This window comes from Collinsella sp. CLA-ER-H6, from assembly GCF_040092305.1.
GTDB lineage: Bacteria > Actinomycetota > Coriobacteriia > Coriobacteriales > Coriobacteriaceae > Collinsella.
The window spans coordinates 15,099-40,660 of record NZ_JBBNLS010000009.1; the positions used below are offsets into that span (position 1 = coordinate 15,099).

The following is a 25,562-nucleotide window of genomic DNA, read 5'->3' on the forward strand; positions in this document are numbered from 1 at the left end:
GCGCGTCAAAACGCGTCTAGACCAGAAACGCTTAATCCCATGCAGCAATCCACGAATCATAATCTCCCTCCAGCCATTCGGGACGCGATTGATACGAGACATCGACCTTGAGCTCAACGTAGCCGCCCTCGGCGGTACCCATAGCCTGCGCAAACGCACCGATCACAGGCAACGGCTTGACCTCGCCGGAAACGGACACGGACGAGACGCCACCCGCACCGGCCCGGCCAAGCTCGATATCCCACGACAACGGCCCGCCGGCATGAAAGATCGAAACGTTGGGCACTGCGGCAAGCCGGCGGCGGGCGAACTCCTTAAGATCGTCGTCCTCCGCCGTCGTCGTGGTCATGAGCCGCGCGGTCTCGGCGGCGGCAGACTCCATGACCGCGCGCGCATAAAGCAGGCACACCGGTTGCAGTGCGAGAAGGATGAGCGTCAGAAACGTCGGCAGCAAAAAAGCGGCCTCGACCGTAGACTGCGCCCGGTCCTCGCGCGCGATATCAATACAACGCGATGTCCTTAGCGCCCGCAGCGGCGTCGATAACCGACGTCGAGGCAACGCCATGGGATGCCGCCCGCTCAGCCAGCGCCGCCAAGCGCCCATCGGTGCCAGCACGCCAAAGCCCCGCAATCGCCAGCACGATCGATAACAGCGCCACTGTGACGATGGCGTATTCCACAGTCGCTTGGGCAGCCTCTTCACGCAGAACGCCATGCATTTCACGATCCCTCCTTTGAGCTTATTGTTTGCGGGACCAGGCGCACGGCGCGCAAACGACACGAGGCATCGCCAGCATCCGCGGCAACCGTCACCATATCGACCCAGCCGCGTCCGTCGCGCACGATGGCGCCCCACACGTTTCCCTTGATGTCGAGATAGCCGCTCAGAGCAAGTTGCGCCGTGGGTACCTCGCGATAGGCACGCAGCATATCCGCCGCCGCTTCGGTCATCGGTCGGTCTTCGGACCATGCAAGCCGGACCGCAATCGCGTTGCCCTCAGGCGAATCCGTCGCAGTGCCAGACCGCTTGTCGAGCATCCGCAGAAAGGTTTGCGCCGTGACAGCGACATCCGAATCGTCCGCATCTCGCATCTCATCTTTTTGAGACGCCACCGCCGAATCTGAGCCCGAATCGAAGGCGGCCCCAGGACGCTGCAGCCGCGCGGCGTTTAGCCCCCAAACCGCCACTGCCACCGCCACAACCACACAGGCAAACACCAGCAGTGCGCCGGCAGGCCGCCTACCCTCTACAGGCTGTTGATGCCCTCGCTGATAGCGTTCCATAGATCTTGGACCTTGCCCTTAAATGCGACAATGGCAATGATGGCGATCACCACGAGCACGCCGACCAAGATGGCGTATTCGGTGGTGCCCTGCGCACTCTCCTCCTGCAGTAGCTCCCCGGCATGCTGGCGAGCGCGAATTGACTGGCAAACAGCCCAGCTCCAGACCTTGCCAGCAACGTCAGTCATCGTGTTCATGTATTCCTCCCTACATCATCCCGCCTGCTCCCAACAGCGGGCCCAATATGGACAGAAGCAACGCCGGCAAGATGAGTGTGCCGGTGGGAATCAGCAGCTTGACGGGCGCACGCTCGATCTCGCGCTCGACCGCGGCGCGATGAGCCGCACGGATCTCGCGACTTTGAGCGGCCAGCGTCTCGGAAAGTGGGGCACCCAGAGCGAGCGCCTGCCCCACCGTGGTGGCAAAGGTCTCGAGCGCTCGCACGTCCAGGTCGCGCGCGGCGGCCAACAACTCGTCCTCACGCGTGCCCACGCCCACCTGCCACGCCATGCAGGCCCGCTCAAGGCGAAGAGCCAGCACTGACCGGCGGTTGGCGCAGAAGATCTCAAGCGCCGCATCAAACGAAAGGCCGGCCGAAAGGCCCAAGCGCACAACATCGATCATCTCGAACACTTCGCCGAGCGACACTCGCGCCGGGCCGCCCGCTCCAACCGCGCTCTTCATTCGCGCGGTCAGGGCATCGACCACCGAGCGACCCGCGGCGGCGACCAGCACCGCCTCTCGCTTGCAGGCCCCTGCGATCTTGCGCGCATCCGCCCGATCCAAACCCGTCGCGACAAATACACTCAGGGCGCACAGGCAAGCCGCAACTGCAACCGGGGCGCTCATAGCTCCACCCGCATAATGCGCCGGATAACCACCAGGGCAACGGCGTTGAGGGCAAGACCCAGCACCACAGCGCCCGCGCCGGCAGGCGTCGCAAGACCGCGACGAAAATCTGCCGAAAGCAGCGCCAACACCGCGCACATGCCCGCCGGCATCGCCGCGACCATATGCGCAGACATGCGAGCCTGCGACGTCTTAACATCCAGGCGGCGCTTGAGCTCAATGCGCTCCCCCACCATGCTCGACGCCTCGGACAGTAAGTCGGCAAGCGGAGCACCGGTGCGCTGAGACACCTTAAGCGCCAAGGTCACAAGCGAAAGGCCGGGGGCGTCGATGCGCACGAGCAAGTCATCGAGCGCGTCGGTCGCCGAGATGCCGCAATCGATTGCCGCCGCCACCCGCAAAAACTCGGTATGCACCGGTTCTTGCGCATGAGCGCCCACAAAGCGCATGCCCTGGGCCAGCGAATGTCCCGAGGCAAGCGACATGGAAAGTGCGGTAAACGCCTCGGGCATGGCCTCTTCTGCATCGTGTTGCTCGCGCCGGCTCTCAAAGCCATCCCGAGCGGCGCCAACGGCAAACGGAGCAACAAGTCCCAAGGCAAATCCGAGGGGCGATAACGACACCATCGTTAGCAAAACGCAGCAGACACCGCTCGATAGCAGCAGAAACGCCAAACACCCCGAAGCATCCTCGATCGCGAGGCCAAGGCGACGCGCCGGAGCCAGCGATGCCCACGAACGGGCGATCTTTTTCAGCGGATCGTTTTCCACCAGCTCACGCGGCAGCTTCTCTGCCACCGTCTCGAGCGCCTGACGCGCCAGCTCCGCCGGCGGTACCTGCGGCACACGAGGTTCCGCCCCGCACGCCGTCGCAACAGAAAACCCTGCCAAACCCCCTACGACGAGGGGCACAGCGACCTCCATTCGTCCACCTCCTCTTGTGTGAGCGTCCCCGACCGCAGGCCTTCTGCGATAAACGGCGGCTCGCGGTCAAGCTTCCAGGTGCGCTCGGCGGCATCGAAAGTCACATAGCGCTCGAGCTCTACGCCGCCCGACGCGGCGCGACGCACCCCCGAATACGAGGAGACGAAACGCCTGCCATCGGCGTGGCGCTCGGACATCACGATGCCGTCGAGCGCCATGGCAATCTGCTCCTCGATGAGCTCGCTCGGCAGATCGATGCCATAACGTGCAAGCAACGTCAGACGCACCACGGTCTCCTGCTCGGAACCCGCATGAAGCGTGGTGAGCGACCCGTCGTGGCCCGTGTTCATGGCCTGCAACATGTCGCAGCACTCGGCACCGCGCACCTCGCCCACCACGATGCGGTCGGGGCGCATGCGCAGGGCATTGGTCACCAGGTCGCGGATCGTCACCGCGCCCTCGCCCTCAATTGAAGCCTCGCGCGCCTCTAGGCGCACCACGTGCGGATGATGCGCAAACTTGAGCTCAGCAGAGTCCTCGATCGTCACGATGCGCTCGCCGGTGGAGATCTCGCATGACAACGCGTTGAGCAGGGTGGTCTTACCAGATCCCGTGCCTCCCGCAACCGCCAGGTCCTGTCGCAGCGACACCGCGCACGACAGCAGCTGCGCATACCAAAGCGGCAGCGACCCCAGCCCCACAAGCTCGTCCAGCGAGCAGATACGGTCCGAGAACTTTCGGATGGTGAGAATCGGTCCGTCAATCGCCACAGGCGGAATCACCGCGTTGACGCGATAGCCCGTTTTGAGGCGGGCGTTGACGATGGGGCTGCGCTCGTCGATACGGCGGCCAAGTGGCGAGATGATGCGGTCGATAAGCACCCGGATCTGCTCATCATCCTCAAACGCATGCTCGATGGGGTACAAGACGCCGCCGCGTTCAAAGAAAGCCGAGCGGCAGCCGTTGATCATGATTTCGGTAACGGTGTCGTCCTCGATGAGCGGCTGCAACGGCCCCAAGCCCACCACGTCATCCAAAATCTCGTCGATGATAGTCTCGCGCTCGGGCGTCGCGAGATCGGTCGGCTCCTCAACATTGAGCGCCGCCTCCACCGCAGGACGCAATTCCGAGCGGGCAAGTGCCGGGTCGATATAGGCGCTGATACGCGCCACTTCGTCGTAACCCATGCGGTCCATCACGGCGCGCTTGGTGCGTCGTTTCACCGCGCGGCGACGCCCCGCATCTACAGGCGCTGCCGCCGCTGCAGCGCCGGCAGCCTTAATCCTCGTTTGCAGGCTCATCGCTGATCACCCTCGCGCGACCAGGGAAGGCGAATACGCGGGCGTTCGGTGCGCATTGCACGGTCGGCGACCATATCGCTCCAAGGGCCGACGGCGCACCCCAGTTCCACGAGCATCTCGCGCGTGGCCTCGCGCACGCTGGTCGCAAAAGCGCTGGTCTGCCCCACTGCCTCGTCAGCGCGCCCAAACGCCATGAGCGCGGCGAGATCCTGCCCGCCATCGGCGATACGAATCTTGGAGCTCAACGCACAGGCAATCTCAAAGCGCATGGCGACGTCCTCGTCTGCCCCGCGCGCACCGAACCGGTTGAACACGGCGCTCATGCGCGTGCGCGGCACACCTACTCGACTTGCCAGTTCAATGGCGCGCGACGCCGATGTCGCGGACGACACCGCCGCATCGCCAACGACCAGGCAACGGTCGCTCGCCGCCACCGCAGCCGCCACGGCATCGCCCCAAAAGACCGAGGTATCGATAAAGACCACGTCGGATTCGCGACGCAGGACATCAAGCAATAGCTCCACCGGACGTGCCATGAGCTCGGCTTGCTCGGGCGCCGCGACGGGACCCCAGAGCGTAACGCCCGGCGCCACGCGCATCGATGTGGCTACGATATCCGGCTCGGTGAGCGCGCCCGCCGCCGACGGCTCGATAAGTGCCGCCATATCGCGCGGAGCATCGACGCCTAACAAGTCGTAAAGGTTTCCAAACATCAGGTCCAGGTCGAGCACGGCGGCACGCAAGCCCAACAGCGACGATGTGTGTGCCATGGTGGCAACGATTGTCGACTTGCCGCAACCGCCCGAACCCGAAATGGCGCAGATGACCGGAGCTCGATGCTGCGGAGCGGCAGCGTCTGCCGGCAGCATCGGAGGCGGCGGGGCGGGCGTCGGCGACAGCGTCCCCGTCTCCCCCGCCGCAACCACACGCTGCGTCCAAGCCGGCATGGCGGCTTGTTCGGTCTGCAAGGCAGGCTCGTTCTGTGCAATCTGCTCATGCTGCATCAGCGACAACTCGCCGCACCCGGCAAAGCCCTCAACTTCGTCGAGTTCATCCGCCAGATTCACGCCGTGCACGTATCCCATATCTACAGCCGGGGAGTCGCCAGCATGCTGTGCCGGCCCTCCAGCGTCATCGTATACAAGGGGGTTCCGGGGGCGCCGACCATGCTCGGCTTCCGCTTTTCCATAATCATCAACACGCGGGCCTCTTGTAGCGCGAGGCGCCCCGGGTTCCCTATCAACAAAAGCATCGGGCTCAATCGTCATGCGCCGATCGGAATCAACCGCTCCCTCGCCCGCGCGCCCGTTGCCGCATATACTGTGCGCAGCGATGACCTCGGTCGCCCCCGCGCGAAACAGTCCCTCGATATCCGACGGATCGAGCACTTCTATCAACACGACCACGCGACTCACGCGGCCTTCGGCCGTCAGGCGCGCAACAGTCTTGCGCACATCTTCGATATCAAACAGAGACGCCGCGATGATGGCAGCCCCGCGGCGCGACGGAAACGCCCGCGCCATGGAAACCAGCCCGTCCAGGTCACCCACGCGAAGCACCTGTGCACCCGCATCACGGCCCTCGACTTCCTGCTGCAACAGCCCGTAATCGCCGCACGCGCAGCACGCAAGCCAGATCGCCTTCATCACTCGTCGCCTCCGCTCTTTTTGCCGCGCGCCGTGGCGGGAATCGTCAAGCTGACCGTTCCCTTGCCCGATGCCCCCAGCAGTTCCTTGACGTCTTCGGGGTCAGCCGCCAGCGTCACCCATTCGATCTTGCCCTCGCGCGTGGCACCGGAATTCTCACTGGTATCGATCACGTGCGCGCCGCACAGTCGATCGGTTACGCCATCTTTTTGCACGTACACGTCCACATAGCTGCCCACGCCCGTGGCACCGCCGACCGAGTGCTCGGCATCGACCGCCACCGAAACGGCGACCTTGCCCTTAGGCACCTCGAGCTTGTGGCTCTCGGCCTTGGTGTAGACATTGCAGATCACGGCGTTTTTGGGAATACGCGAAGTCGTCACGTCGCCGCGCACCTGGCGCAGCTCGGTCGCCGCGTCACGCGGCAGCAGACTCGTCAGCCATTCCTGGGTTATGACATTGGTCTCATCGAGGGTCTCGCCCACATCGATATCGCGCGCCGCGACGCATACCTCGACGCGATCGCCACTGTACTTGGCCAAGGTCTCAGCCTGGACCTGTTCGGCTTGCGAGCGGATCGACGAGCCGTAAACCATGCAGAGCAGAGCAGCGAGCACGCCCGCGACCAGACTGATGGCGATGCGCTTGCTCTTGTTCACGGCCGCTCCTCTCATGGCAGTGCCGGGCGAATGCCCGTACCACCATTGTCTGGGCAGTCAGAGCGCAAAGCGGCGCAATCGCGATCTTGGTTTTCGATGTCAAACCAATCGCTGACCAAAAGCTGACCAGCCCGTCAAGCTCGTGGCAAGGTTTTGGCCAGCACGTCAGCAAACTGCATGTTTCGAGGCTTTTCCGCAGCAAAAAAGCCGTCTCCCGAACAGTTGGGAGACGGCTGTCATAGGAAAAATCAATTACAGATGGACATCGGGATCGAGCATTTGAGCGCTCACGCGCATGGATGACGCCAGGTTTTGGAACGTTTCCAGACGCAGGCTGTCGATCTGCCCGGCGTCCTCGGCCTCGCGAACGGCGCAGCCCGGCTCATGGGTATGCGTGCAATCGCCAAACCGGCACGCGTGCGATGCCTCGACAATCTCGGGGAAGGCGCACGCCAGACCCCGCTCGTGACCCACGAGCGGTAGGCTGCGCAGGCCCGGGGCATCGGCGATCACGCCGGCGTCGCCCGGCAGCGCCACCATCACGCGCGCGACGGTAGTGTGACGGCCCTGGTCGTCGCGTTCGCGCACACCGCCGGTCGCCAACGTATCGTGGCCCAGCAGTGCATTGAGCAGCGTCGACTTGCCGGCACCCGACTCGCCCAGAATCATGGCGCAGCTCCCGGCAGGCACGCAGGCACGGACCTCGTCCAGGCCGCGGCCCTCGGCAGAAGACGTCACGATCACGCGCACGTCCGGGCCCACTAGGCGGCGCACGCGGTCCAGATCGCGCTCGAGCTCCTCGGCATCGCAGCGGTCAGCTTTGGTGAGCACCACCACCGGCTCGGCATCGCAGTCGAGCGCCAACACCAGCGAGCGCGCCACGCGGTCGAGCAGCACCTCACCGGCACCGAGCGCCTGCACGATTAGCACGCTATCCACGTTGGAGCAGAGCACCTGGCGCTCTCCACGGGCACGGCCGCGCCAACGCTCAAAGCTCGTACGGCGTGGCAGCACGCACTCAATCACGCCCATATCGTGCCCGGGAGCGCGGCGCACCGCCACACGGTCGCCCACGGCAGGCAGCAGGACCTCGTCCTCGCCGCGCGACTTGGCAAACCCCACGGCATGCTCGGCGCGGAAGGCATCATCGGCAGTCGCCACCAGCGGAAACCCGCGATCCAAGCGTACCACGGCGCCAAGCTGCATCTGCTCGGGCTCCTCGGCATGTGCGCAAAAGTCGTCAAATGCCGCTTGCTGAGCTTCATCGACCGGCAGGTCATCGAACGCCGGAACATCCTGCAGCGCGTCGAGTCCCGGCACGTTTGCCAGCAGCTCCTCGGCTGATGCGGGGGCCTCGGTCGCAAGCTTCCGACGACGATCGCGCTTAGCCCGCGCCCCCGTCGTCTTTTTCTTCGCTTTAGCCTTAGCCTTGCCCACAAGCGCCTCCCAGCACCATAAATCACAACTGAGCAGGTATTTTAAATCAAAAAGAGCTGGCCGGGCAAACGCTCGATCGGCTCACAAACTTTCCCTCAGCCCTTTATCATCCGCGCGGGAGAAAAGCCAGCAAGGATACCGCAGGGCCCGCCCCGGAAGCCCTTTCTCCCGAACGATCCCGCAGCGCGAAGCGCGAGGACCAGTGAGGGAGAAAGGGCGTGGGGCGGGCCCGGACGAGAACGTTACTCCTTCTCGACCGCGCGCATGATCGCCTTGTAGATCTCCATCAGCGGGATGATCAGGAAGGCCAGACCCAGCGCGGCAAGAACGCCCTTGAGCTCAAGCGTCACAGGGCCAAAGAACATCTCGGCAAGCGTCGGCTGCACGGTCACGATCACCGTCAGCACCAGTGCCAGCGCGGCGGAAGCCCACAGCCACTTGTTCTGCTTCTTCATGGTGAACAGCGACGCACGACGGCTGCGCATATTGAAGCAGTGGAAAATCTCGACCATGTTGAGCGTGATGAACGCCATCATCACGCCTTCCTCGTCGGCATTGCCGGCGATCATATCGGCGATGTGGATGTAGCCCATGTCAAAGTACACGCCCACAAAGAAGCTCGCCAGCACCAGCACGGTGATGATTAGGCCCTGGACCACGCAGTCCAGACCCATATGTCCGGCAAAGACGCCGTCCTTGGCGTTGCGCGGCTTGCGCTTCATGATGTCGCCCTCGGCGTCCTCCATGCCCAGCGCGAGCGCGGGGAAACAGTCGGTGACCAGGTTCACCCACAGCAGCTGCACCGGCTGGAAGATGGTAAAGCCGATGAGCGTGGCGATGAACACCGAGAAGACCTCGGCAAGGTTAGCCGAAAGCAGGAACTGGATGACCTTGCGGATGTTGTCGTAGATGCGACGGCCCTCTTCGCAGGCACCGATGATGGTAGCGAAATTGTCGTCGGCGAGCACCATGTCGGCGACGTTCTTGGTGACGTCGGTACCAGTAATGCCCATGCCCACGCCGATGTCGGCGCGCTTGATGGACGGGGCGTCGTTGACGCCGTCGCCCGTCATGGCCACGATCTGGTCGCGCGACTTCCAAGCCTCGACGATGCGTGTCTTGTGCTCGGGTTGGACGCGGGCGTACACGCCGTAGTCCTCGATGTGCGCGTCGAGTTCCTCGTCGCTCATGCGATCGAGGTCGGCACCGGTGATGGCATGGTTGCGATCGGTGACGATGCCCAGCTGCTTGGCGATGGCCACGGCGGTGTCGATGTGGTCGCCCGTGATCATGACGGTGCGAATACCGGCATCGTGGGCCTCGCGGATGGCGTCGGCGACCTCGGGGCGGACAGGGTCAATCATGCCGGACAGGCCGCAGAAGACCAGGTCGTGCTCGAGCGCAGCGGGGCTGCAGTCGCTCGGGACCTCGGTGTAGGTGCGGCTTGCCAGCGCCAGCACGCGCAGGGCCTCGTCGGCCATGGCCTTGTTGGCGGCCACGAGCTCGGCACGACGCTCCTCGGTCAGCGGAACGACCTTATCGCCCTCGTAGATGTGGGTGCACAGGCCGATCACCACGTCGGGCGCGCCCTTGGTGTACTGCTCATACTCGCCGTCCAGGGTCTCGACGACCACGGACATCATCTTACGGCCCGAGTCGAACGGGGCCTCGCCCACGCGCGGGTGCTCGGCAGTCAGGCCAGTAAGACCAGCTTTGCCGGCATCGTTGACGAGCGCGCACTCAGTCGGCTCGCCCACGGCCTCGCCCAGGTCCTCGTCCCACTGGGCATCGGAACACAGCGCCATTCCGGCCAGGAACTTCTCCTTAGGCGCAGCGAGCTCGTGCTTGACGACGGTCATCTTGTTTTGGGTAAGGGTACCGGTCTTGTCGGAGCAGATGGTCTGCGTGCAGCCGAGAGTCTCGACGGCAGAGAGCTTGCGGATGATTGCCTGGCGCTTGGCCATCTTGGTCACGCCAAGCGACAGCACGATGGTCACGACGGCGACCAGACCCTCGGGGATGGCAGCGACGGCGAGCGAGACGGCGACCATAAAGGTATCGAGCAGGGCGGTCGGGTCGGTAAGAACGTTGCCCACGCCGTGGCGGATGATATCGACACCAAAGATAACGACGCAGATGACGATAACCATGATGGTGAGGATGCGGCTGAGCTCGGCAAGCTTCACCTGCAGCGGCGTGAGCTCTTCCTTGGCCTCGGCCAGGGCGCCGGCGATCTTGCCCATCTCGGTATCCATGCCGGTACCGACTACGACGGCGCGGCCACGGCCGTACACCACGGTGGAGCCCATGTAGCACATGTTCTTGCGGTCGCCGAGCGGCACGTCATCGGTGCCGGTGGCGAGCTCGATCACGTTGGCATGCTTCTCGACAGGCACGGACTCACCGGTGAGTGCAGCCTCTTCGATCTTCATCGTGGCGCTCTCGAGCACGCGGCAGTCGGCCGGGACGGAGTCGCCCGCCTCGAGCATGATCACATCGCCAGGTACGAGCTCGGCACTCGGCAGGTGCACGAGCTTGCCGTCGCGCAGAACCTTGGACTGCGCCGCGCTCATCTCCTGCAATGCCTCGAGAGCTTCCTCGCTCTTGGCCTCCTGAACCACGCCCAGCACCGAGTTGACGATAACGACGAACATGATGATGGCGACGTCGGCAAAGTCCGCCTCACCCTTGACCATGCCCGTGAGTGCACTGATGACGGCGGCAACGATCAGCATGATGACCATGGGGTCGGCCATCTGCTCAAAGAAGCGCTTCCACAACGGCGTCTTCTCGGCTTCCTCGAGCTTGTTAGGGCCTGTCTTGGCGAGGCGCGACGACGCCTCGTCGTTGCTCAGGCCGAGGTTCTCATCGACACCTTGGTCGCTGAGTACCTCCGCCGCAGCGGACAGGTATTCCTTTTGCATATAGAGTCCCCTCCTGGGATTCGGGCCACTCAGCAGATTGATGCCCGATCATAATTCCCAGGAGAAGGGCAAGGGCTCATCAAGGCTGCCGTGCTGAGCGGCAGTTGATAGTGGGGCTATGGTACCCCAAAGCGGCGCGTCTAGCCAAAACATTCCAATTGGAAACACGGCTCGAGTGCAACGATGCAGACCGTGTGATGCTCAACATTGATAAAACGTTTTTTCTTCGGCGCATCGTCAAACTGAAATATCGCCCAGATAGCAGCGGTCAGAACGGTTGGTAAAGATTTTCCATATACCGTTTTTACCGCAAAAAAAGAACTTCTAATTCGGCATACGGTCGATTTTTGAGGGTATTCGGTCGTCATTTCGTTATAATCATCTCAGTTTTATTTCTTATGGTTTATCTATCAGCGCAAGACGATGTCAGATGGAGGTCTGAATGTACAAGCGCACCAAGATTGTATGCACCATGGGTCCCGCCTGCGATAGCGACGAGACCATCCGTGAGATGATCAAGGCGGGCATGAACGTCGCCCGTTTTAACTTCTCGCACGGATCCTACGACGAGCACCACGGTCGCATCGAGCGCGTCCGTCGTATTTCCAAGGAGCTCGGTCTGCCCGTCGGCATCCTGCTCGACACCAAGGGCCCCGAGGTCCGCACCGGCCTTCTGGTCGATGGCAAGAAGGTTGCCGTCAAGACCGGCGATAAGATCGTCGTCACCGCTCAGCCCACGTCCGAGGATTTCCACGGCACCTCTGAGCACATCTCCCTCGACTACCTGGCTCTGCCCTCCGAGGTCGAGAAGGGCTCCCTTATCCTGATCGATGACGGTCTGGTTGCCCTCGAGGTCGAGTCCGTCGACGGCCAGGACATGACCTGCGTCGTCAAGAATGACGGCCTGATCGGCGAGCGCAAGGGCGTCAACATGCCCAACGTCAACATCTCGCTGCCCGCCATCACCGAGCGCGATCGTCAGGACATCCTCTTTGGCCTGACCGAGAACATCGACTACATCGCCGCTTCCTTCATCCGTGACGGCGAGTCCGTCCGCGGCATCCGCGAGCTTTGCCGCGAGAACGGTGGCGAGCACGTGACGATCTTCCCGAAGATCGAGTGCGCCCTGGGCGTCGAGAACTTCGACGAGATCCTCGAGGCTTCCGACGGCATCATGGTCGCCCGTGGCGACCTGGGCATCGAGATCAAGCCCGAGCTCGTTCCGCACATCCAGAAGGAGATCATCGCCAAGTGCAACGCGGCCTACAAGCCCGTTATCACCGCTACGCAGATGCTCGACTCCATGCAGCAGAACCCGCGCCCGACGCGCGCCGAGGTTGCCGACGTTGCTAACGCCATCTACGACGGCACCGACGCCGTTATGCTTTCCGGCGAGTCCGCTGCCGGTAAGTACCCGGTCGAGGCCGTTAAGATGCAGGCCAGCATTGCTCTCGAGACCGAGAAGTACCTCCCGGCTCACGCTCCGCTCGAGGTTCCGGCTGACGCTCACGGCACCCGCGTCGTCAACAACGTTGTGGGTATGTCCGCTGTGAACATGGCCACCACCGTTGGCGCCAAGTGCATCACCGTGCCGACGACCACTGGTCGTACTGCCCGCCTGATCTCGCACTTCCGTCCCAACATGCCGATCTGCGCGTTCTCCCGCCACGAGTGGGCCGTCCAGCAGATGATCATGTACTGGGGCGTCATCCCGCACCAGGCAGAGATTACCCAGGGCACCGTCAACGGCACGATCGTCAAGGCGATCGAGACCGCTAAGGAGCTCGGCTACGTCAAGACTGGCGATTTGACCGTCGCTACCGCCGGCGATCCCCGCATGAGCGTCCAGCTCGAGGACAAGGTCTCCTCGACCAACGTCGCTTACGTCGCTCAGGTGCGCTAAATCGCACTTGCAAGCAGATTTGCATTGCAAAGGGCCCGGAAGGCATTGCCTTCCGGGCCCTTTTTCTGTGCACCGATGCCTACCGCACGGCATGGCACGCACCCATTTCATTACCAAAAGCGCGAAATCCGCCCTCCGAGGCCCAAAAAATAAAGCCCCAAGCGCTAAAAGTGTTCGCCCGGTGGCAAACCCACACCTTAACCGACGCTGCTAAATCGTTTTAGCAAGAACCAGATCAACCGCGTTTTCGGAAGTGCGGGGAAAAATTGCTTACCCACGAGCATAAGTCCTTTTATTTCAACAAAACCCCTGATAAAGTTGGCTTAAATACCGCTTGTACCTGACCTATTTGTCTTTTTCACCGCACTTCCGAAACGGATAGCTTTTCTAGCCCAAACAACGCTCAAACGATCGGATCGCTATGTCATTTCTTGCCTGCGGACCTACGGCTTTTCAGTACTATCGCATCCCGCCCCAAATACTGGGACTCTATCCGGCAATCCTGCCGCCCGACCATGACCATCGCTTGGTGCATTACTCAAAACAACCGGTATTTAAAGACTTGCTCGGCACACCAGTTTGGAGATCCGTGAGTGAAAGGAAACAGCGCGCGAACGGAAAGCTATTTCATAGCCGTCTGCTAACCCAAGAGCCGCCTCCTGGGTCGTTTAGACAGACTGAACATGGATTTGATGTCACTTCACCGGAGTTCACGCTGCTCAGCCTTGCCACGCAGGTCTCACGCAACCAGTTACTCATGGCGTGCTACGAGATGTGCAGCTCCTTTGCAGTGTTTAAGCCCTGCGAGCGAACGCAACAACAACTCGATGAAGCTATTTCGCTTAAGTTCATTCCACCCAACTGCGGCTGGGAGCGAGTTAACGACACCAAGGGCAATGACACCAACTTGTGGAAGCGCACGCCGCTTCTTACCGCAACGGATATCGCCGCGTTCGCCAAGCAAGCCGCAGGCCTGCGCGGCGTCAAACAACTGCGCTGGGCGGCCGAGCACATGACGGGGCAGGCCGCCTCGCCCTTCGAAGTACAGACCTCCATGCTTATCTCGCTCCCCCGCGACGAGGGCGGCCAGGGCATCGAGATCGCCAACAACGCGCGCATCCCGCTCAGTGAAGCCGCACGTTCGCTGTATGACAAAACCTGCTGCTACGCCGATATCCTCATCGAAAGCGCCACCGACAGCATGGGCGTCATTCTGGAATGCCAAGGCCGCTCTGCCCACGACAGCGAAGCCGCGAGCCTCTCCGGTGCCGAGCGCGCCACCGCACTCACAAGCATGGGCTACGACGTCATCCAAATTACCTATGACCAGATCAAGGAGAAGAAGAGCTTCGATCACATAGCCGAGCTCATCCATAAAAAGGCCGGGCTTCCCCACATCCCAAAGACCAAACAGGAGCGCATTGCCGAAGATACCTTACGGCAAGAGCTACTTGTCGATTGGGTTGAGCTATTCACTGCCGGGCCGGCCAGCTAGCAGCTAGCAATCAGGGGCAGCGCAGGCACATCGGGCGATTCGACACGGGCGGCAAAACCCGCCTCGGTCAGCTCGATGACCTCGGTAAACGTTGCGTCGAAGAATTTCTCGGTCAGCAGGCGGTATGGCGGATGGTCGGGCTCGCCGGGGTTTTCGCGTACAATCTCGTGCATAACGCCAATGGTCTTGAGCACATACTCCTTATGGATGGGATACTGACCAAAACGCGTCGCCGCAGTATACAGGCGATCGGTCGCGCGCGGAATCGAAACGATCCCGAGCGTCTTACCAAACCAGTCAAAGTCGCCTTGCTTTTTAATGCGGAATTCCTCGCACGGCTTGCCGCCGTGCGCCTCCAGGTACTGATTCACGCGCGTATTCCACACGGTATCGGCCACGAGGTGAGACCAAACGCCCAGCGTCAGATCGAGCAGCGACTGCGCCACGTCATCGGGCGCGAGCGAAAGCTCGTTAGCACCGGGACCGGCAACCGGCTCGGCATCCTTGTAGCGTTGGGGATAATGTACCCGATTGAGTCGCTCGCGCTCCTCGACAATCGAGGTCGCGGCAGCCGGCGTACCAACAGGCGCCCCTTTGAGCAGCGGCGCCACATAGGTATCCCAGAACTCGTGCTCGCGCGGCTTAGGGATAGGCTCGGGCTTTGCAAAGTGCGTAATGCGGTATGGGATGGGATCGGCGATGCCAGGGACCATATAGCCCACGAAGATATCCGGAACCACGCAGCCAAACAAAAAGGCATTGCGATCGCGCACGCTATTGGCAAGCGCACCGGTGCGCTCCAGCAAACGCTCCGTCTGAGCGATATGAATGTTCCAGCTTGGCATAGCCACCCCCATAAAAACCTGGATAACTATACCATCACGGCAAAGCCGCGCGGGCGGCTACGCACGCTCTACGCAGCAACTATTCCGCAGCGCCGCTCTCGGTTCCATACGACGACACCGGCGCCTCGACCACATGGTGATATCGATCGATATAGATTGCACGGGCACCCAGGCGTCGCACCAAATCCTGGTGATGTGTGCTCATCAAGACCGTCTTACCCGCCGCGACGTAGGCCAGCAAGAAGTTGACCACGATGTCGCATGAATCCTCGTCGAGCCCATTAGTAGGTTCGTCGAGAACCAAGATATCGGGGTTCATCGATACGACTGCCGCCAGCGCCACACGCTTCTTTTGCCCACCCGAAAGCTGATAGGGCGAGGCATCGACCAGGTCGGCAACTTGAAACAGTTCCATGGCATCATGCACGCGACGGTCGAGCTCGTCTGCCGGCAGCCCCATCTGCGCGGGACCAAAAGCAACTTCCTCACCCACCGTAGCGCAGAACAACTGGGCGTCGGCATTCTGGAACACAAAGCCCACGCGCTGATGAAACCGCTGGGCCGTCGCGGAATCCTTGAGATATGTCGCATCGACCATACACCCGTCAAACAGGTATGCCCCTGCGTCCGCGAGTTCAAGGCCGTTAATAAGACGCATAATCGTCGTCTTACCGCAGCCGTTGGGACCGAGCAGGGCAACGAGTTCACCACGATCGACCTGCAGCGACACGCCATCGACAACCGTATGCCCCGCATAGGAGAACACCACGTCGCGCAACTCAATAAGCGGCGCGCCCTCGGCGCCGCCCGCACCGTTCGTGCCCGCCGCACTATTCATATCGATCGTCAAAACGTCGCCCTTCCCTACTCACATCGACGGCTAGACCGCCCGCGCTACAGTACCGCACACAACACGGCGAGCAACGCCACGCCGACCGCATAGACCGCATCGCACCAGCCAAAGCCGCTCCGCGCGGGAGCCGGATACGCGCCGGCAAAGCCGCGGCAGAGCATGGCCTCGTCCATCGCGCGGCTGCATTCCATCGCCTTGATAAAGGTCATGCCCATGATACCCGCGATCGAATCGGTACGCGAAAATCCCTCAGGCGCACGGCCAACGCTGCGCAGCATGACCGATTCGCACAGATTGTGCGCCGTTCGGGCCAGCACCTCGATGTGCTTGAGCGCCATATCAAACGTAAAGATGACCTCGTCGGGTAGATGCAGCATTTTGAGCGCCGCCGACATGCGGCTCCAGGTGAGCGTCCACGAAACACCCAGCACCAGCGACACATTAATAAACGTCTTGAGCGCGATCTTGAGCATGGCGCCCATGGCAGACGCGCTCAGCAACAGGGCAGGCAGCGCCAGAACCACCGCAAGCCCCGTGGCGCCAAGCGCCGGTACAAAAGTCGCGCGCAACCCGCGCGCGGGGCGCACCGCGACCAGCACCAGCGCGATAGCCGCCATCAGCATCAGGTACAGCGGGCTCTGCGTCAGACACACGCACAGGACGCAAACGAACATCCCCACCAGGCGCACCGGAGCCGAAACGCAAGAAAGGGCGCGGTCGACCATCGACCCGCCCTCGTGCGTGCCTCCACCCAGGCGAACCCGCTCAAGCAGGCTCGCCAGGTGCAGGACATTCTTTTGCATCACACGATGCCGAGCCCCCACGGGCTCATATCGCTCCTCGGCCGCAAGCCAGCTAGGCAGTTCGGCTATTGCCATGAGCACCGCTTTCCTTAACCGTCAGCGAGATCAGGCGGAATGCGATGGTGAGCACCGCCACGCCAATCACGCCGGACAGGATATACATGGCAGCCTGACCGGCAAAGCCAAGGCCCTGCTCCTCGGAATAGGCCTGCAGATAATCGCCCGTGGGCAGGGCATCGGCAAAGGTCGGAGTATCGAGGCCAACCGAAGTCTGCAGACTGTCGTCACCAGCCTCCTGAACGGCGGTCGCGGCGCCCTCGGCGTCCCACTCGCCCCATGCGTCACCTGTGGCAAGCAAGCCGAGCGGCGTAGCCACGACAAGCACGGCGACCAGAATGAGCGTGGGGACCAGCGAGGTCTTCTTGGCAGTACCATCGCCGGCAAGCTGTCCATCGACGGCCTCGGGCCCGACGATAACACTCGGCGCCGTCTTCTTGATAAAGCCGTAGATCGCGGCAGTCGCCACGCCCTCGACCACACCGGCTACAAGCATGTGCGGAATCAACATGGCCGGAATGGAAACAGACAGCGGGAAGGGGCAGTATAGCGGGGCACCCGAGGCGTTGGTGAAGAGCATCGGCTGAATGCCGAACTCGATGGCAGCGCACAGGGCAGCCACGCACAAGCCGATCCAGCCGCTCACGATGGCAGAAACCGAAGTGCCCCAGCTCTTGTCGTGCAGGCGGCCGTTGAGCGCACGGAACACGATGGCTGCCACAAATGGCAGCACAAATGCCATGTTGAAGCAGTTGGCTCCAAAGGACAGGATGCCGCCGTCGCCAAACAGCAGCGCCTGCAGTGCCAGTGCGACCGAAACCGCAATGGCCGCGGCCTCGGGGCCCAGCAGCAGCGCGATGAGTGCGCCGCCGACGGCGTGACCCGTGGTGCCACCGGGCAGCGGCACGTTAAACATCATGAGCAAGAAGGAGAACGCAGCGCAGATGCCCAGGAAAGCCATGTGCTCGCGATCGAGCGTGGCGCGTACCTTTTTGATGCAATGGACCCAAACGGGCACCATCGCCACCGCCATGACGGCATCGGTCTGCGGGGACAGATAATTATCTGGAATGTGCATGTACGCCTCCCGGTTATCGGCGCACGGAATTGCAACGCCGCTTGAATCACCTTTCCAGTGTTACGTAATGTCAGATTCGTAACACGCCGCGGGCTATCATAGCAAAACGGCGCGCTGCCGACAAAGCAGCACGCCGTTATGTAATGCGCGTGTCATATATGCAGGCTCAGCAGTGCCTTATACCGAGCATAGCAATCACGTAGGACTCGGCGGCAGCCACCGCTGGCCTATACCCAGCGCAAGCCCTAGCCGCGGACCTCGCCGTTTACGCCCTTGCACACCTTGGTGACGATCTTCTGGTGCGCCTTCTCGACCTCTTCGCTGGTCAGCGTATGGTCGTCGGAGCGATACGTAAGCGCAAAGGCCATGGACTTCTTGCCCGCTCCGATGCGGATGGGATCGCGGTAGACGTCGAACAGGCGCACGCCCTCGAGCAGCTTGCCGCCGGCGCTGGTAATGCGGCGCTCAAGATCCTCGCAGGTCACAGTGTTGTCGACCACGATAGCAAGGTCGTGCTCAACGGCCGGGTACTGCGAGAACTCGCGGTAGTTCTCCTGATTGCGGGCGCCCTTAATCAGCTTGCCCAGGTCGAGCTCAAAGGCAACGACGACCTCGTCGATGCCCATCGCCTCGCGCGCCTCGGGGTGAATCTCGCCGACCCAGCCCAGCACAGTGCCGCCGGACAGAACCTCGGCAGCACGACCCGGCTGCAGGAAGGCATAGCCCTCGCCCTCGACGGGACGGAAGCGAACCTTCTCGATGCGCAGCTGGGCAAGCAGCTCCTCGACAATGCCCTTGCCAAAGAAGAAGCGCAGCTTGCGGTACTTCATGTTCCAGGACCGCTCGCTCCACTGGCCCGAGAGCACACCCGCCACGGACTTGGTCTCCTTGGGCAGGCTGGCGTTCTCGCGACCGTGGAACAGGCTGCCGACCTCGTACAGGTGCACGTTGGGCGTACCGTGCGCCTCGTTGTAGGCCACGGACTGCAGCAGGCCCGGCAGCAGCGAACGACGCATCTCGGTCTGCTCGGCTACCAGCGGGTTCATGAGCACCACGGGGCAACCGCGGCCCTCGGTGGGCATACCGATCTTCTCCAGGTCACCCGGGGCGGCAAAGCCGAAAGTCGTGGTCTCGTTGAGGCCGCAGGCGCGCAGGATCTCGCCGACCTTACGGGTGAGCTTCTGCTCGCGGGTCAGGCCGCCAATGTGGTTCTTGGCAGCCGGGATGGTCGCCGTCACGCGGCCCATGCCCCACAGGCGCAGGACCTCCTCGATCAGGTCAATCTCGCGCGGCAGGTCGGGGCGGAAGCTCGGCGGGGTAACCATAAAGTCTTCGCCGTCGCGCTCGACGGTGCAGCCCAGGCGGGTGAGCGAGCGCTCGATAAAGTCGGACTCGATGTCGGCACCGCAGATGGCGTGCACGCGGGCCAGGCGCAGCTTGATGCTGTCGATGGTCTTGGGCGCGGGGAACACGTCCACATAGCCGGGGGCGACCTCGCCGCCGGCGATCTCCTCAATCAGCGCGCAGGCAATGTCGGCAACATCCACGCAGCCGGTCTCGTCAACCTGGCGCTCAAAGCGAATGGAGGCGTCGGAGATCAGCGACAGATCGCGGCTGGTGTGCGAGGTGCGACCGGCGTTGAAGCAGGCGCTCTCGACCATCACATCGACGGTATCGTCCTCGATCTCGGAATCCATGCCGCCCATAACGCCGGCCAACGCCACAGGGCGCTCGCCGTCGGTGATGAGGCCCATGCCGGCATCGAGCACACGCTCCTCGCCGTCGAGCGTCGTGAACTTCTCGTCCTGCTGGGCGGCGCGAACCACCACGCGGCGCCTGCCATCGCGCTCGGCAAAGGTGTCCAGGTCAAAGGCGTGCAGCGGCTGACCGGTGAGCATCATCACATAGTTGGTGATGTCGACGATATTGTTGTGCGGGCGCACGCCCAGGGCGTTAAGGCGCTTGACCATCCAGTCGGGCGACGGGCCGACCTTCACGTTGCGCACGATGCGGGCGACGTAGCGGTCGCACAGGCCCTCGTCGGCAATCTCGACGGAAAGCTCGTCGTCGGTCGCACGGCCGGTCTCCGCCTTGATAGCGGGCAGCTCAACGTGGAAATCGCGGTCGAAGATGGCACCGGTCTCGCGGGCCATGCCGATCATGGACAGGCAGTCGGGGCGGTTGGGCGTGATCTCGCAGTCGAGCACGGTATCACTCGAGCCCACGTACTCGGCAAACGGCATGCCGCAGGGCGTATCCTCGGGCAGGATCATAATGCCGGAGTGGTCGCCGCCCAGGCCGAGCTCGCGCGCGGAGCAGTTCATGCCCATGGACACGACGCCGCGAAGCTTGCTCTTCTTGATCTTGACGTCGCCGGGCAGGACAGCGCCGATCATGGCCGTGACGATGTGGTCACCGGCCTCGAAGTTCTGCGCGCCGCAGACGATCTGCAGCGGAGCGGGGTTGCCGTCGGCGTCGAGGTTCTTGTCACCCACGTCGACCGAGCACACATACATGTGGTCGCTATCGGGGTGCGGGGTCTTGGTGAGCACCTGGGCGGTCACCACGTGGTCGAAGGACTCGCCCACGGTGTCGATCGCCTCGACCTCGGTGCCGGTACGGATATATTCGTCCGAAAGGGTCTTGGGATCCTCCGGAATATCGATCATGGTCTTGAGCCAGTCGTAAGAAACACGCATCTAGCTCTCCTTTCATACTGAAAGCCTGCGAAGAGATGCAGGTGGAAACTTCAACTTTGTGAACATTCCTTACAAAGCGAGGGTTGTCCAAGTGCGGCAGATCGGCCCTAAAAAGGAGCGCCGCGTACTTTGGTACGCAAGCGACGAATGAGCGCCGAAGTGCCGTGCTTGGGCAAGCCGCAGCCTAGAACTGATTCAAGAAGCGCATATCGCCAGTCATGAGAGTTCTGAGGTCGGGCAGGTCGTAGCGCAGTGCCGCGACGCGCTCGGCGCCAATGCCAAAGGCGAAGCCGGTATACTTCTCGGGGTCGATGCCGCAGTTGATCAGGACGTTGGGGTCGACCATGCCGCAGCCCAAGATCTCGATCCAGCCGCTGTGCTTGCAGAAGTTGCAGCCCTTGCCGCCGCAGACGTGGCAGCTCACGTCCACCTCGCAGCTCGGCTCGGTGAAGGGGAAGAAGTGCGGACGGTAGCGCGTCTTGCGGTCCTCGCCAAACATGCACTTAACAAAGTAGTCGAGCGTGCCCTTCAGGTCGCCAAAGGTGATACCCTCGTCGACGACCAGGCCTTCGATCTGGTTGAACTGCGGCAGGTGGCAGGCGTCGGCCGTGTCGGGACGGTAGACGGTGCCCGGGCAGATCATGTAGATGGGCGGCTTCTGCGACTCCATGGTGTGAATCTGCACGCCCGAGGTCTGGGTGCGCAGCAGCACGTCGGACTCGCCATGGGCGTGAGCCTCGGGGTGCGCGACGCTGCCGGGGTTGTTATCGACCACGTAGAAGGTATCGCGGGCCGAGCGGCTCGGGTGATCCATGGGGGCGTTGAGCGCAGTGAAGTTGTAGTAGGAAGTATCGACCATGGGGCCGGACTCGACGGTGTAGCCGATGCCGCAGAAGATGTCCTCGGCCTCCTCGATGATCTGCTTGATCAGGTGCTGGTGACCGATCTGCGGACGGATGCCCGGCAGCGTGATGTCGACGGCCTCGTGCTCGAGTGCGTGCTTGAGGGCGGCGGCCTTCATCTCGGTGGTGCGCTCGTCGAGCATGCCCTCGATCAGCTGGCGCATCTCGTTGGCGCGCTTGCCCATCATGGGACGATCCTCGGGGGCGAGTTTGCCCATCATGCGCATCAGGCCGGTGATACGGCCTTTGCGACCGAGCAGCTCAACGCGCGCAGCCTCGAGCTTGGCGGCGTCGTCGGCGCTAGTGACGAGCTCCTTGGCCTCTTCCTCGAGTTTGACCAGATCATCAATCAGACTCATGTCTTCCCTTTCGTCTCTCGCGTTCCCCGCTTGCCGAGGCGGCTGCCGCCGTCTGACGTTGCGAAAACGCGGCCCGGTTCGGTAACAAAAAACCGCCCTCGGGCATGTGCATTGCCCAAGGACGGTTGAATTCCGCGGTACCACCTTGTTTGACCCGGCGGATGTCTGGCCCGCCGCGCCCACTCTTTGCCCCTTGTCGCGAGGCTCACGGCTTCCCTACTGGGGCTTCGCCGCCGCTGGCCGCGTGCCCGTTGAGGTTGCTGCTCGGGAGTGAACGCTTGGCCCTTGCCACCGCAGGAAGGCTTGCAGCCCATGACCTTCCCTCTCTTGCCGGCGACGCGACGGGCAAAACCCTCTCCGTCAACGCATTGGGCTATAGGATAACACATTCTGCGAGCATATCGCCGCGTTCCGTTTTGTTCGCGCTGGGTACAAGGCAGGTAGCTGTGCAAACTGGCCGCGCGCCCACCTGCGGCGCTCGACCTGCGAGATTAAGGATACGGTATGGGAAAGAAACTCGATAAGAAGGCCCAGGCCGCCGTGGCAAAGGCTGCCAAGGGCGTCAAGGCCGCTAAAGTCGATAAGGCCGTCAAAAAATTCCGCAAGCTCGAGGGCAAGCTGTGGACTCGCGAGTACCTGCTCAAGATTGCCGAGTTTGACGGCGCGACTATTGCTCCCGCCAACGGTGCCGCCGCCCGTGCCGACGCCATGGGCACCCTTGCCGGCGAGCACCATAAGCTCCTGACCAGCGAAAAGTCTGTCGAACTCGTGTACTCGCTGGCACGCGAGACCGTCGCCGGCGGCAAGATCGACGACCCGCAGCTGCTTGACGAGATCCGCGTGCTCGGCCGCGATCAACGCGAGGCAAGCGTTATTCCTACCGAGGAGGCCGAGGCCTGGACCAGGCTCACCTGCGAGGCCGACGCCGTGTGGCACAAAGCCAAGACGGCCAACGACTGGGCGAGCTTTGAGCCCTATGTGGATAGAATCGTCGCCCAACTTAAGCATCAGGCAGAGCTCATGGATCCCAAGCGCGACCCCTACGATGTTTGGCTCGACCAGTACGAGCGCGGCCTTTCCGCCAAGAGCTTCGACGCGTTTTGCGAGGAGGTCAAGGCCACGGTCGTGCCGCTCGTGCACGCCATCGGCGAGCGCGGCCAGCAGCCCGCTGCCGACTTTTTGCATGCCCGCGTGCCCGAGGCTGCCCAGCGTGCCATGAGCTTCGATCTGATGAAGCTTGTCGGCCTGAACCTGGACGACACCACGCTCGCCTTTACCGAGCACCCGTTTAGCGAGGGCTTTGCCGTGGGTGATGCGCGCATCGCGACGCACATCTACGAGAACGACTGCATCTCCAACGTCTTCAGCATCATCCACGAGGCAGGACACGCCATGTACGAGCTGGGCGTCAATCCTGTCTATGCGCGCACCTGTCTTGAGGGTGGTACCTCCATGGGCATCCACGAGAGCCAGAGCCGCTTCTTTGAGAACACCGTGGGTCGCAGCCGCGCCTTTATGGGACCGCTGCTCGAGGTGCTGCGCCGACACGCACCCGAGGTCTACGGCGGCGTCGACGAGGACACGCTCTACCGTGCCGTGAACATCGCGCAGCCGTCGTTGATCCGCACCGAGGCCGACGAGCTCACCTATCCGCTGCACGTTATGGTGCGCTACGAGATCGAGCGCATGCTGTTTGCCGGCGAGGCCACGGCCAAGGACATCCCCGCACTTTGGAATCGCTTTATGAACGAGTACCTGGGCATTCCCGTTCCTGACGACACGCACGGGTGCCTGCAGGATACACACTGGAGCGGTGGCTCGTTTGGTTACTTCCCCACCTATGCGCTGGGCAGCGCCTACGACGCCATGTTCGTGCCGGCCATGTGCCGCGACGGCATCGACCTTACCGGTGCCTGCGCGAGCGGCGATCTGGCGCCCGTCCGTGCCTGGCTGGGCGAGCACATTTGGCAGTGGGGCCGCGCCAAGGACGCGCCGGAGCTCATCAAGGGCGCGTGCGGCATGGCGTTCGATGCCCGCTACTACTGCAGCTACCTGCAGGACAAGTTCACCACGCTCTACGAGCTGTAAGGCATAACCGACACGCCAACGCAAAGGGGACGCCGCGGAACCAATCCGCGGCGCCCCCTTTCCACCTAGTTGTTTAAGAACGTCCCCAATGACTACCTTACAGAGCTTCCAGCGCGGCGGCGATGCGCTTCATGGCGGCATCGGCGGATGCTTGGTCGGGCGCCTCGGCCAGCACGCGGATTACCGACTCGGTTCCGCTCTTGCGCACGAGTACGCGGCCCTCGCCCGCCAGCGACGCCTCGGCCTCGGCGATGGCGTTCTGCACGCCCATGTTCTCGAGTGCGGCGTCCTTGTCCGCCACGCGCACGGCCACCTGCGCCTGCGGCAGCAGCTTGCACGGAGCCGTGAGCTGCGAGAGCGTCTCGCGCTCAGCACGAATCACTTCCATCACGCGCAGCGAGGTCATAATGCCGTCGCCCGTGCGCTCGATATCGCCAAAGATCGTATGGCCCGTCTGCTCGCCGCCCAAGCTGTAACCGCCCTCGCGCATCTTGGCATACACGTGACGGTCGCCCACGCCGCTGGTCACGGCGCTCAGACCGGCAAGCTCCAACGACTTGATCAGGCCAAAGTTGCTGGCGATCGTCGGCACCACGGTACCGCCCGAAAGGCGACCGTGTTTGTTCAGATACACGCCGCACACGTACAGGATCTGGTCGCCGTCTACCACGCGACCGCGCTCATCCACGGCCAGGCAGCGGTCGGCATCGCCATCGTAGGCAAAACCCACGTCCAGACCCTGCTCCACCACATGGCGCTGCAGGCGCTCCATATGCGTGGAGCCGCAATCGACGTTGATGTTAAAACCATCGGGCGCGGCATTGATCACGCGCACGTCGGCACCGAGCGCGTCAAACACCGGCTTGGCCACCGAGGAAGCCGAGCCGTTGGCGCAGTCGATACCGATCTTGACGCCCTGCAGCGAAAAGTTCGCACTTGCAATGAGCGAAGCAATGTAGCGGTTGCGGCCCTGCATGTAGTCCACCGTGGCACCGATGTGGTTGCCCGTGGCCAGCGGAACTTCGCTCTTGCCATCGATGTAGTCCTCGATGAGCTCCAGCACGTCCTCGTCCATCTTAAAGCCGTCGCTGTTGACGAGCTTAATGCCGTTATCGCAAAACGGGTTGTGGCTCGCGCTGATCATGATGCCGCAATCGAAGCAGCCTTCCACAGTCTGATGCGCTACGCCCGGCGTGGGGATCACGTGCAGCATATAGGCGTCCGCACCGCTCGCGACCAGGCCGCTCACCAGCGCCGCCTCGAACATATAGCTCGAGCGACGCGTGTCCTTGCCCACGATGACGCGTGCCTTGCGCTCGCGGTTGGCGCCGTAATACCAGCCCACAAAACGGCCAATCTTATAAGCGTGCTCTACCGTCAGCCCAACGTTGGCCTCACCGCGAAAGCCGTCGGTGCCAAAGTACTTCATGCGCTCTCCTTACAAAATAGGGGCGAAC

The 25,562-nt window shown here is 62.5% G+C and carries 21 protein-coding genes; 3 read left to right on the forward strand and 18 right to left on the reverse strand.

Translation table 11 applies throughout. The annotated features are described in order from the left end of the window. Positions 1-31: 31 nt before the first annotated feature. The 11 genes from AAAX77_RS05265 to AAAX77_RS05315 form a co-directional block, all read right to left on the reverse strand. Positions 32-565 (reverse strand): TadE family protein, encoded by a 534-nt coding sequence (locus tag AAAX77_RS05265; RefSeq protein ID WP_349105124.1) that lies wholly within the window; start codon positions 563-565, stop codon positions 32-34. Next, positions 501-719: a hypothetical protein gene (locus AAAX77_RS05270; protein WP_349105125.1), complete on the reverse strand. Its 219-nt coding sequence runs from the start codon at positions 717-719 to the stop codon at positions 501-503. The genes AAAX77_RS05265 and AAAX77_RS05270 overlap by 65 nt, the downstream gene beginning before the upstream one ends. Before the next feature lies 1 nt (position 720). Beyond that, entirely contained in the window at positions 721-1,284 is a 564-nt protein-coding gene (locus tag AAAX77_RS05275) for a hypothetical protein (protein ID WP_349105127.1), read from the reverse strand. Beyond that, on the reverse strand, positions 1,248-1,481 hold the full coding sequence (locus tag AAAX77_RS05280) for a hypothetical protein (RefSeq protein ID WP_006235091.1): 234 nt from the start codon (positions 1,479-1,481) through the stop codon (positions 1,248-1,250). Before AAAX77_RS05280 ends, AAAX77_RS05275 begins: the two co-directional genes overlap by 37 nt. 10 nt (positions 1,482-1,491) lie before the next feature. After that, entirely contained in the window at positions 1,492-2,133 is a 642-nt protein-coding gene (locus AAAX77_RS05285; RefSeq protein ID WP_349105128.1) for a type II secretion system F family protein, read from the reverse strand. Then, positions 2,130-2,978: a type II secretion system F family protein gene (locus tag AAAX77_RS05290; RefSeq protein ID WP_349105130.1), complete on the reverse strand. Its 849-nt coding sequence runs from the start codon at positions 2,976-2,978 to the stop codon at positions 2,130-2,132. Before AAAX77_RS05290 ends, AAAX77_RS05285 begins: the two co-directional genes overlap by 4 nt. Positions 2,979-3,028: 50 nt before the next feature. Next, positions 3,029-4,357: a CpaF family protein gene (locus tag AAAX77_RS05295; RefSeq protein WP_260699098.1), complete on the reverse strand. Its 1,329-nt coding sequence runs from the start codon at positions 4,355-4,357 to the stop codon at positions 3,029-3,031. Beyond that, on the reverse strand, positions 4,354-6,003 hold the full coding sequence (locus AAAX77_RS05300; RefSeq protein ID WP_349105131.1) for a P-loop NTPase: 1,650 nt from the start codon (positions 6,001-6,003) through the stop codon (positions 4,354-4,356). The genes AAAX77_RS05295 and AAAX77_RS05300 overlap by 4 nt, the downstream gene beginning before the upstream one ends. Further along, positions 6,003-6,662 carry a Flp pilus assembly protein CpaB gene (gene cpaB, locus AAAX77_RS05305; RefSeq protein ID WP_349105133.1) on the reverse strand — a complete coding sequence of 220 codons (660 nt, stop codon included), beginning with the start codon at positions 6,660-6,662 and terminating at the stop codon, positions 6,003-6,005. Before cpaB ends, AAAX77_RS05300 begins: the two co-directional genes overlap by 1 nt. A 252-nt stretch (positions 6,663-6,914) precedes the next feature. After that, positions 6,915-7,994 (reverse strand): ribosome small subunit-dependent GTPase A, encoded by a 1,080-nt coding sequence (gene rsgA / locus AAAX77_RS05310; protein ID WP_138114451.1) that lies wholly within the window; start codon positions 7,992-7,994, stop codon positions 6,915-6,917. Between the two features lie 347 nt (positions 7,995-8,341). After that, the gene (locus AAAX77_RS05315; protein ID WP_349105134.1) at positions 8,342-11,023 is read right to left on the reverse strand and encodes a cation-translocating P-type ATPase; all 2,682 of its coding nucleotides are present in this window, start codon (positions 11,021-11,023) and stop codon (positions 8,342-8,344) included. 442 nt (positions 11,024-11,465) lie between these two features. Here AAAX77_RS05315 and pyk point away from each other — a divergent pair, with 442 nt between their 5' ends. Further along, on the forward strand, positions 11,466-12,926 hold the full coding sequence (gene pyk / locus AAAX77_RS05320; RefSeq protein WP_217750949.1) for a pyruvate kinase: 1,461 nt from the start codon (positions 11,466-11,468) through the stop codon (positions 12,924-12,926). A gap of 421 nt (positions 12,927-13,347) precedes the next feature. Then, positions 13,348-14,421 (forward strand): hypothetical protein, encoded by a 1,074-nt coding sequence (locus tag AAAX77_RS05325; RefSeq protein ID WP_349105136.1) that lies wholly within the window; start codon positions 13,348-13,350, stop codon positions 14,419-14,421. Here AAAX77_RS05325 and AAAX77_RS05330 read toward each other — a convergent pair. From AAAX77_RS05330 to pheS, 6 genes are all read right to left on the reverse strand, one after another. Beyond that, positions 14,418-15,266: a hypothetical protein gene (locus tag AAAX77_RS05330; RefSeq protein ID WP_349105137.1), complete on the reverse strand. Its 849-nt coding sequence runs from the start codon at positions 15,264-15,266 to the stop codon at positions 14,418-14,420. The two genes, AAAX77_RS05325 and AAAX77_RS05330, sit on opposite strands and share 4 nt — an antisense overlap. 79 nt (positions 15,267-15,345) lie before the next feature. Beyond that, on the reverse strand, positions 15,346-16,116 hold the full coding sequence (locus tag AAAX77_RS05335) for an ABC transporter ATP-binding protein (RefSeq protein ID WP_349105139.1): 771 nt from the start codon (positions 16,114-16,116) through the stop codon (positions 15,346-15,348). A 44-nt stretch (positions 16,117-16,160) separates the two neighbouring features. Then, positions 16,161-16,997: an energy-coupling factor transporter transmembrane component T gene (locus AAAX77_RS05340; protein ID WP_349105140.1), complete on the reverse strand. Its 837-nt coding sequence runs from the start codon at positions 16,995-16,997 to the stop codon at positions 16,161-16,163. Beyond that, positions 16,975-18,057, reverse strand: a complete 1,083-nt coding sequence (cbiM, locus tag AAAX77_RS05345) for a cobalt transporter CbiM (protein WP_349105142.1) — start codon at positions 18,055-18,057, stop codon at positions 16,975-16,977. The genes AAAX77_RS05340 and cbiM overlap by 23 nt, the downstream gene beginning before the upstream one ends. A 245-nt stretch (positions 18,058-18,302) precedes the next feature. Then, complete coding sequence (gene pheT / locus AAAX77_RS05350; RefSeq protein ID WP_349105144.1) at positions 18,303-20,756, reverse strand: phenylalanine--tRNA ligase subunit beta; 2,454 nt, start codon at positions 20,754-20,756, stop codon at positions 18,303-18,305. A 184-nt stretch (positions 20,757-20,940) separates the two neighbouring features. Further along, a complete protein-coding gene (pheS, locus tag AAAX77_RS05355; RefSeq protein WP_117770495.1) occupies positions 20,941-22,017 on the reverse strand; it encodes a phenylalanine--tRNA ligase subunit alpha in 1,077 nt (358 codons plus the stop codon). A gap of 504 nt (positions 22,018-22,521) precedes the next feature. On the opposite strand from pheS, the gene AAAX77_RS05360 reads away from it, so the two are divergent. Further along, positions 22,522-24,105, forward strand: a complete 1,584-nt coding sequence (locus tag AAAX77_RS05360) for a carboxypeptidase M32 (protein ID WP_349105145.1) — start codon at positions 22,522-22,524, stop codon at positions 24,103-24,105. A 97-nt stretch (positions 24,106-24,202) separates the two neighbouring features. On the opposite strand, the gene glmM is transcribed toward AAAX77_RS05360, so the two are convergent. Then, positions 24,203-25,534, reverse strand: coding sequence for a phosphoglucosamine mutase (gene glmM / locus AAAX77_RS05365; RefSeq protein WP_316365705.1), 1,332 nt, complete (start codon positions 25,532-25,534; stop codon positions 24,203-24,205). Between the last annotated feature and the right edge of the window lie 28 nt (positions 25,535-25,562).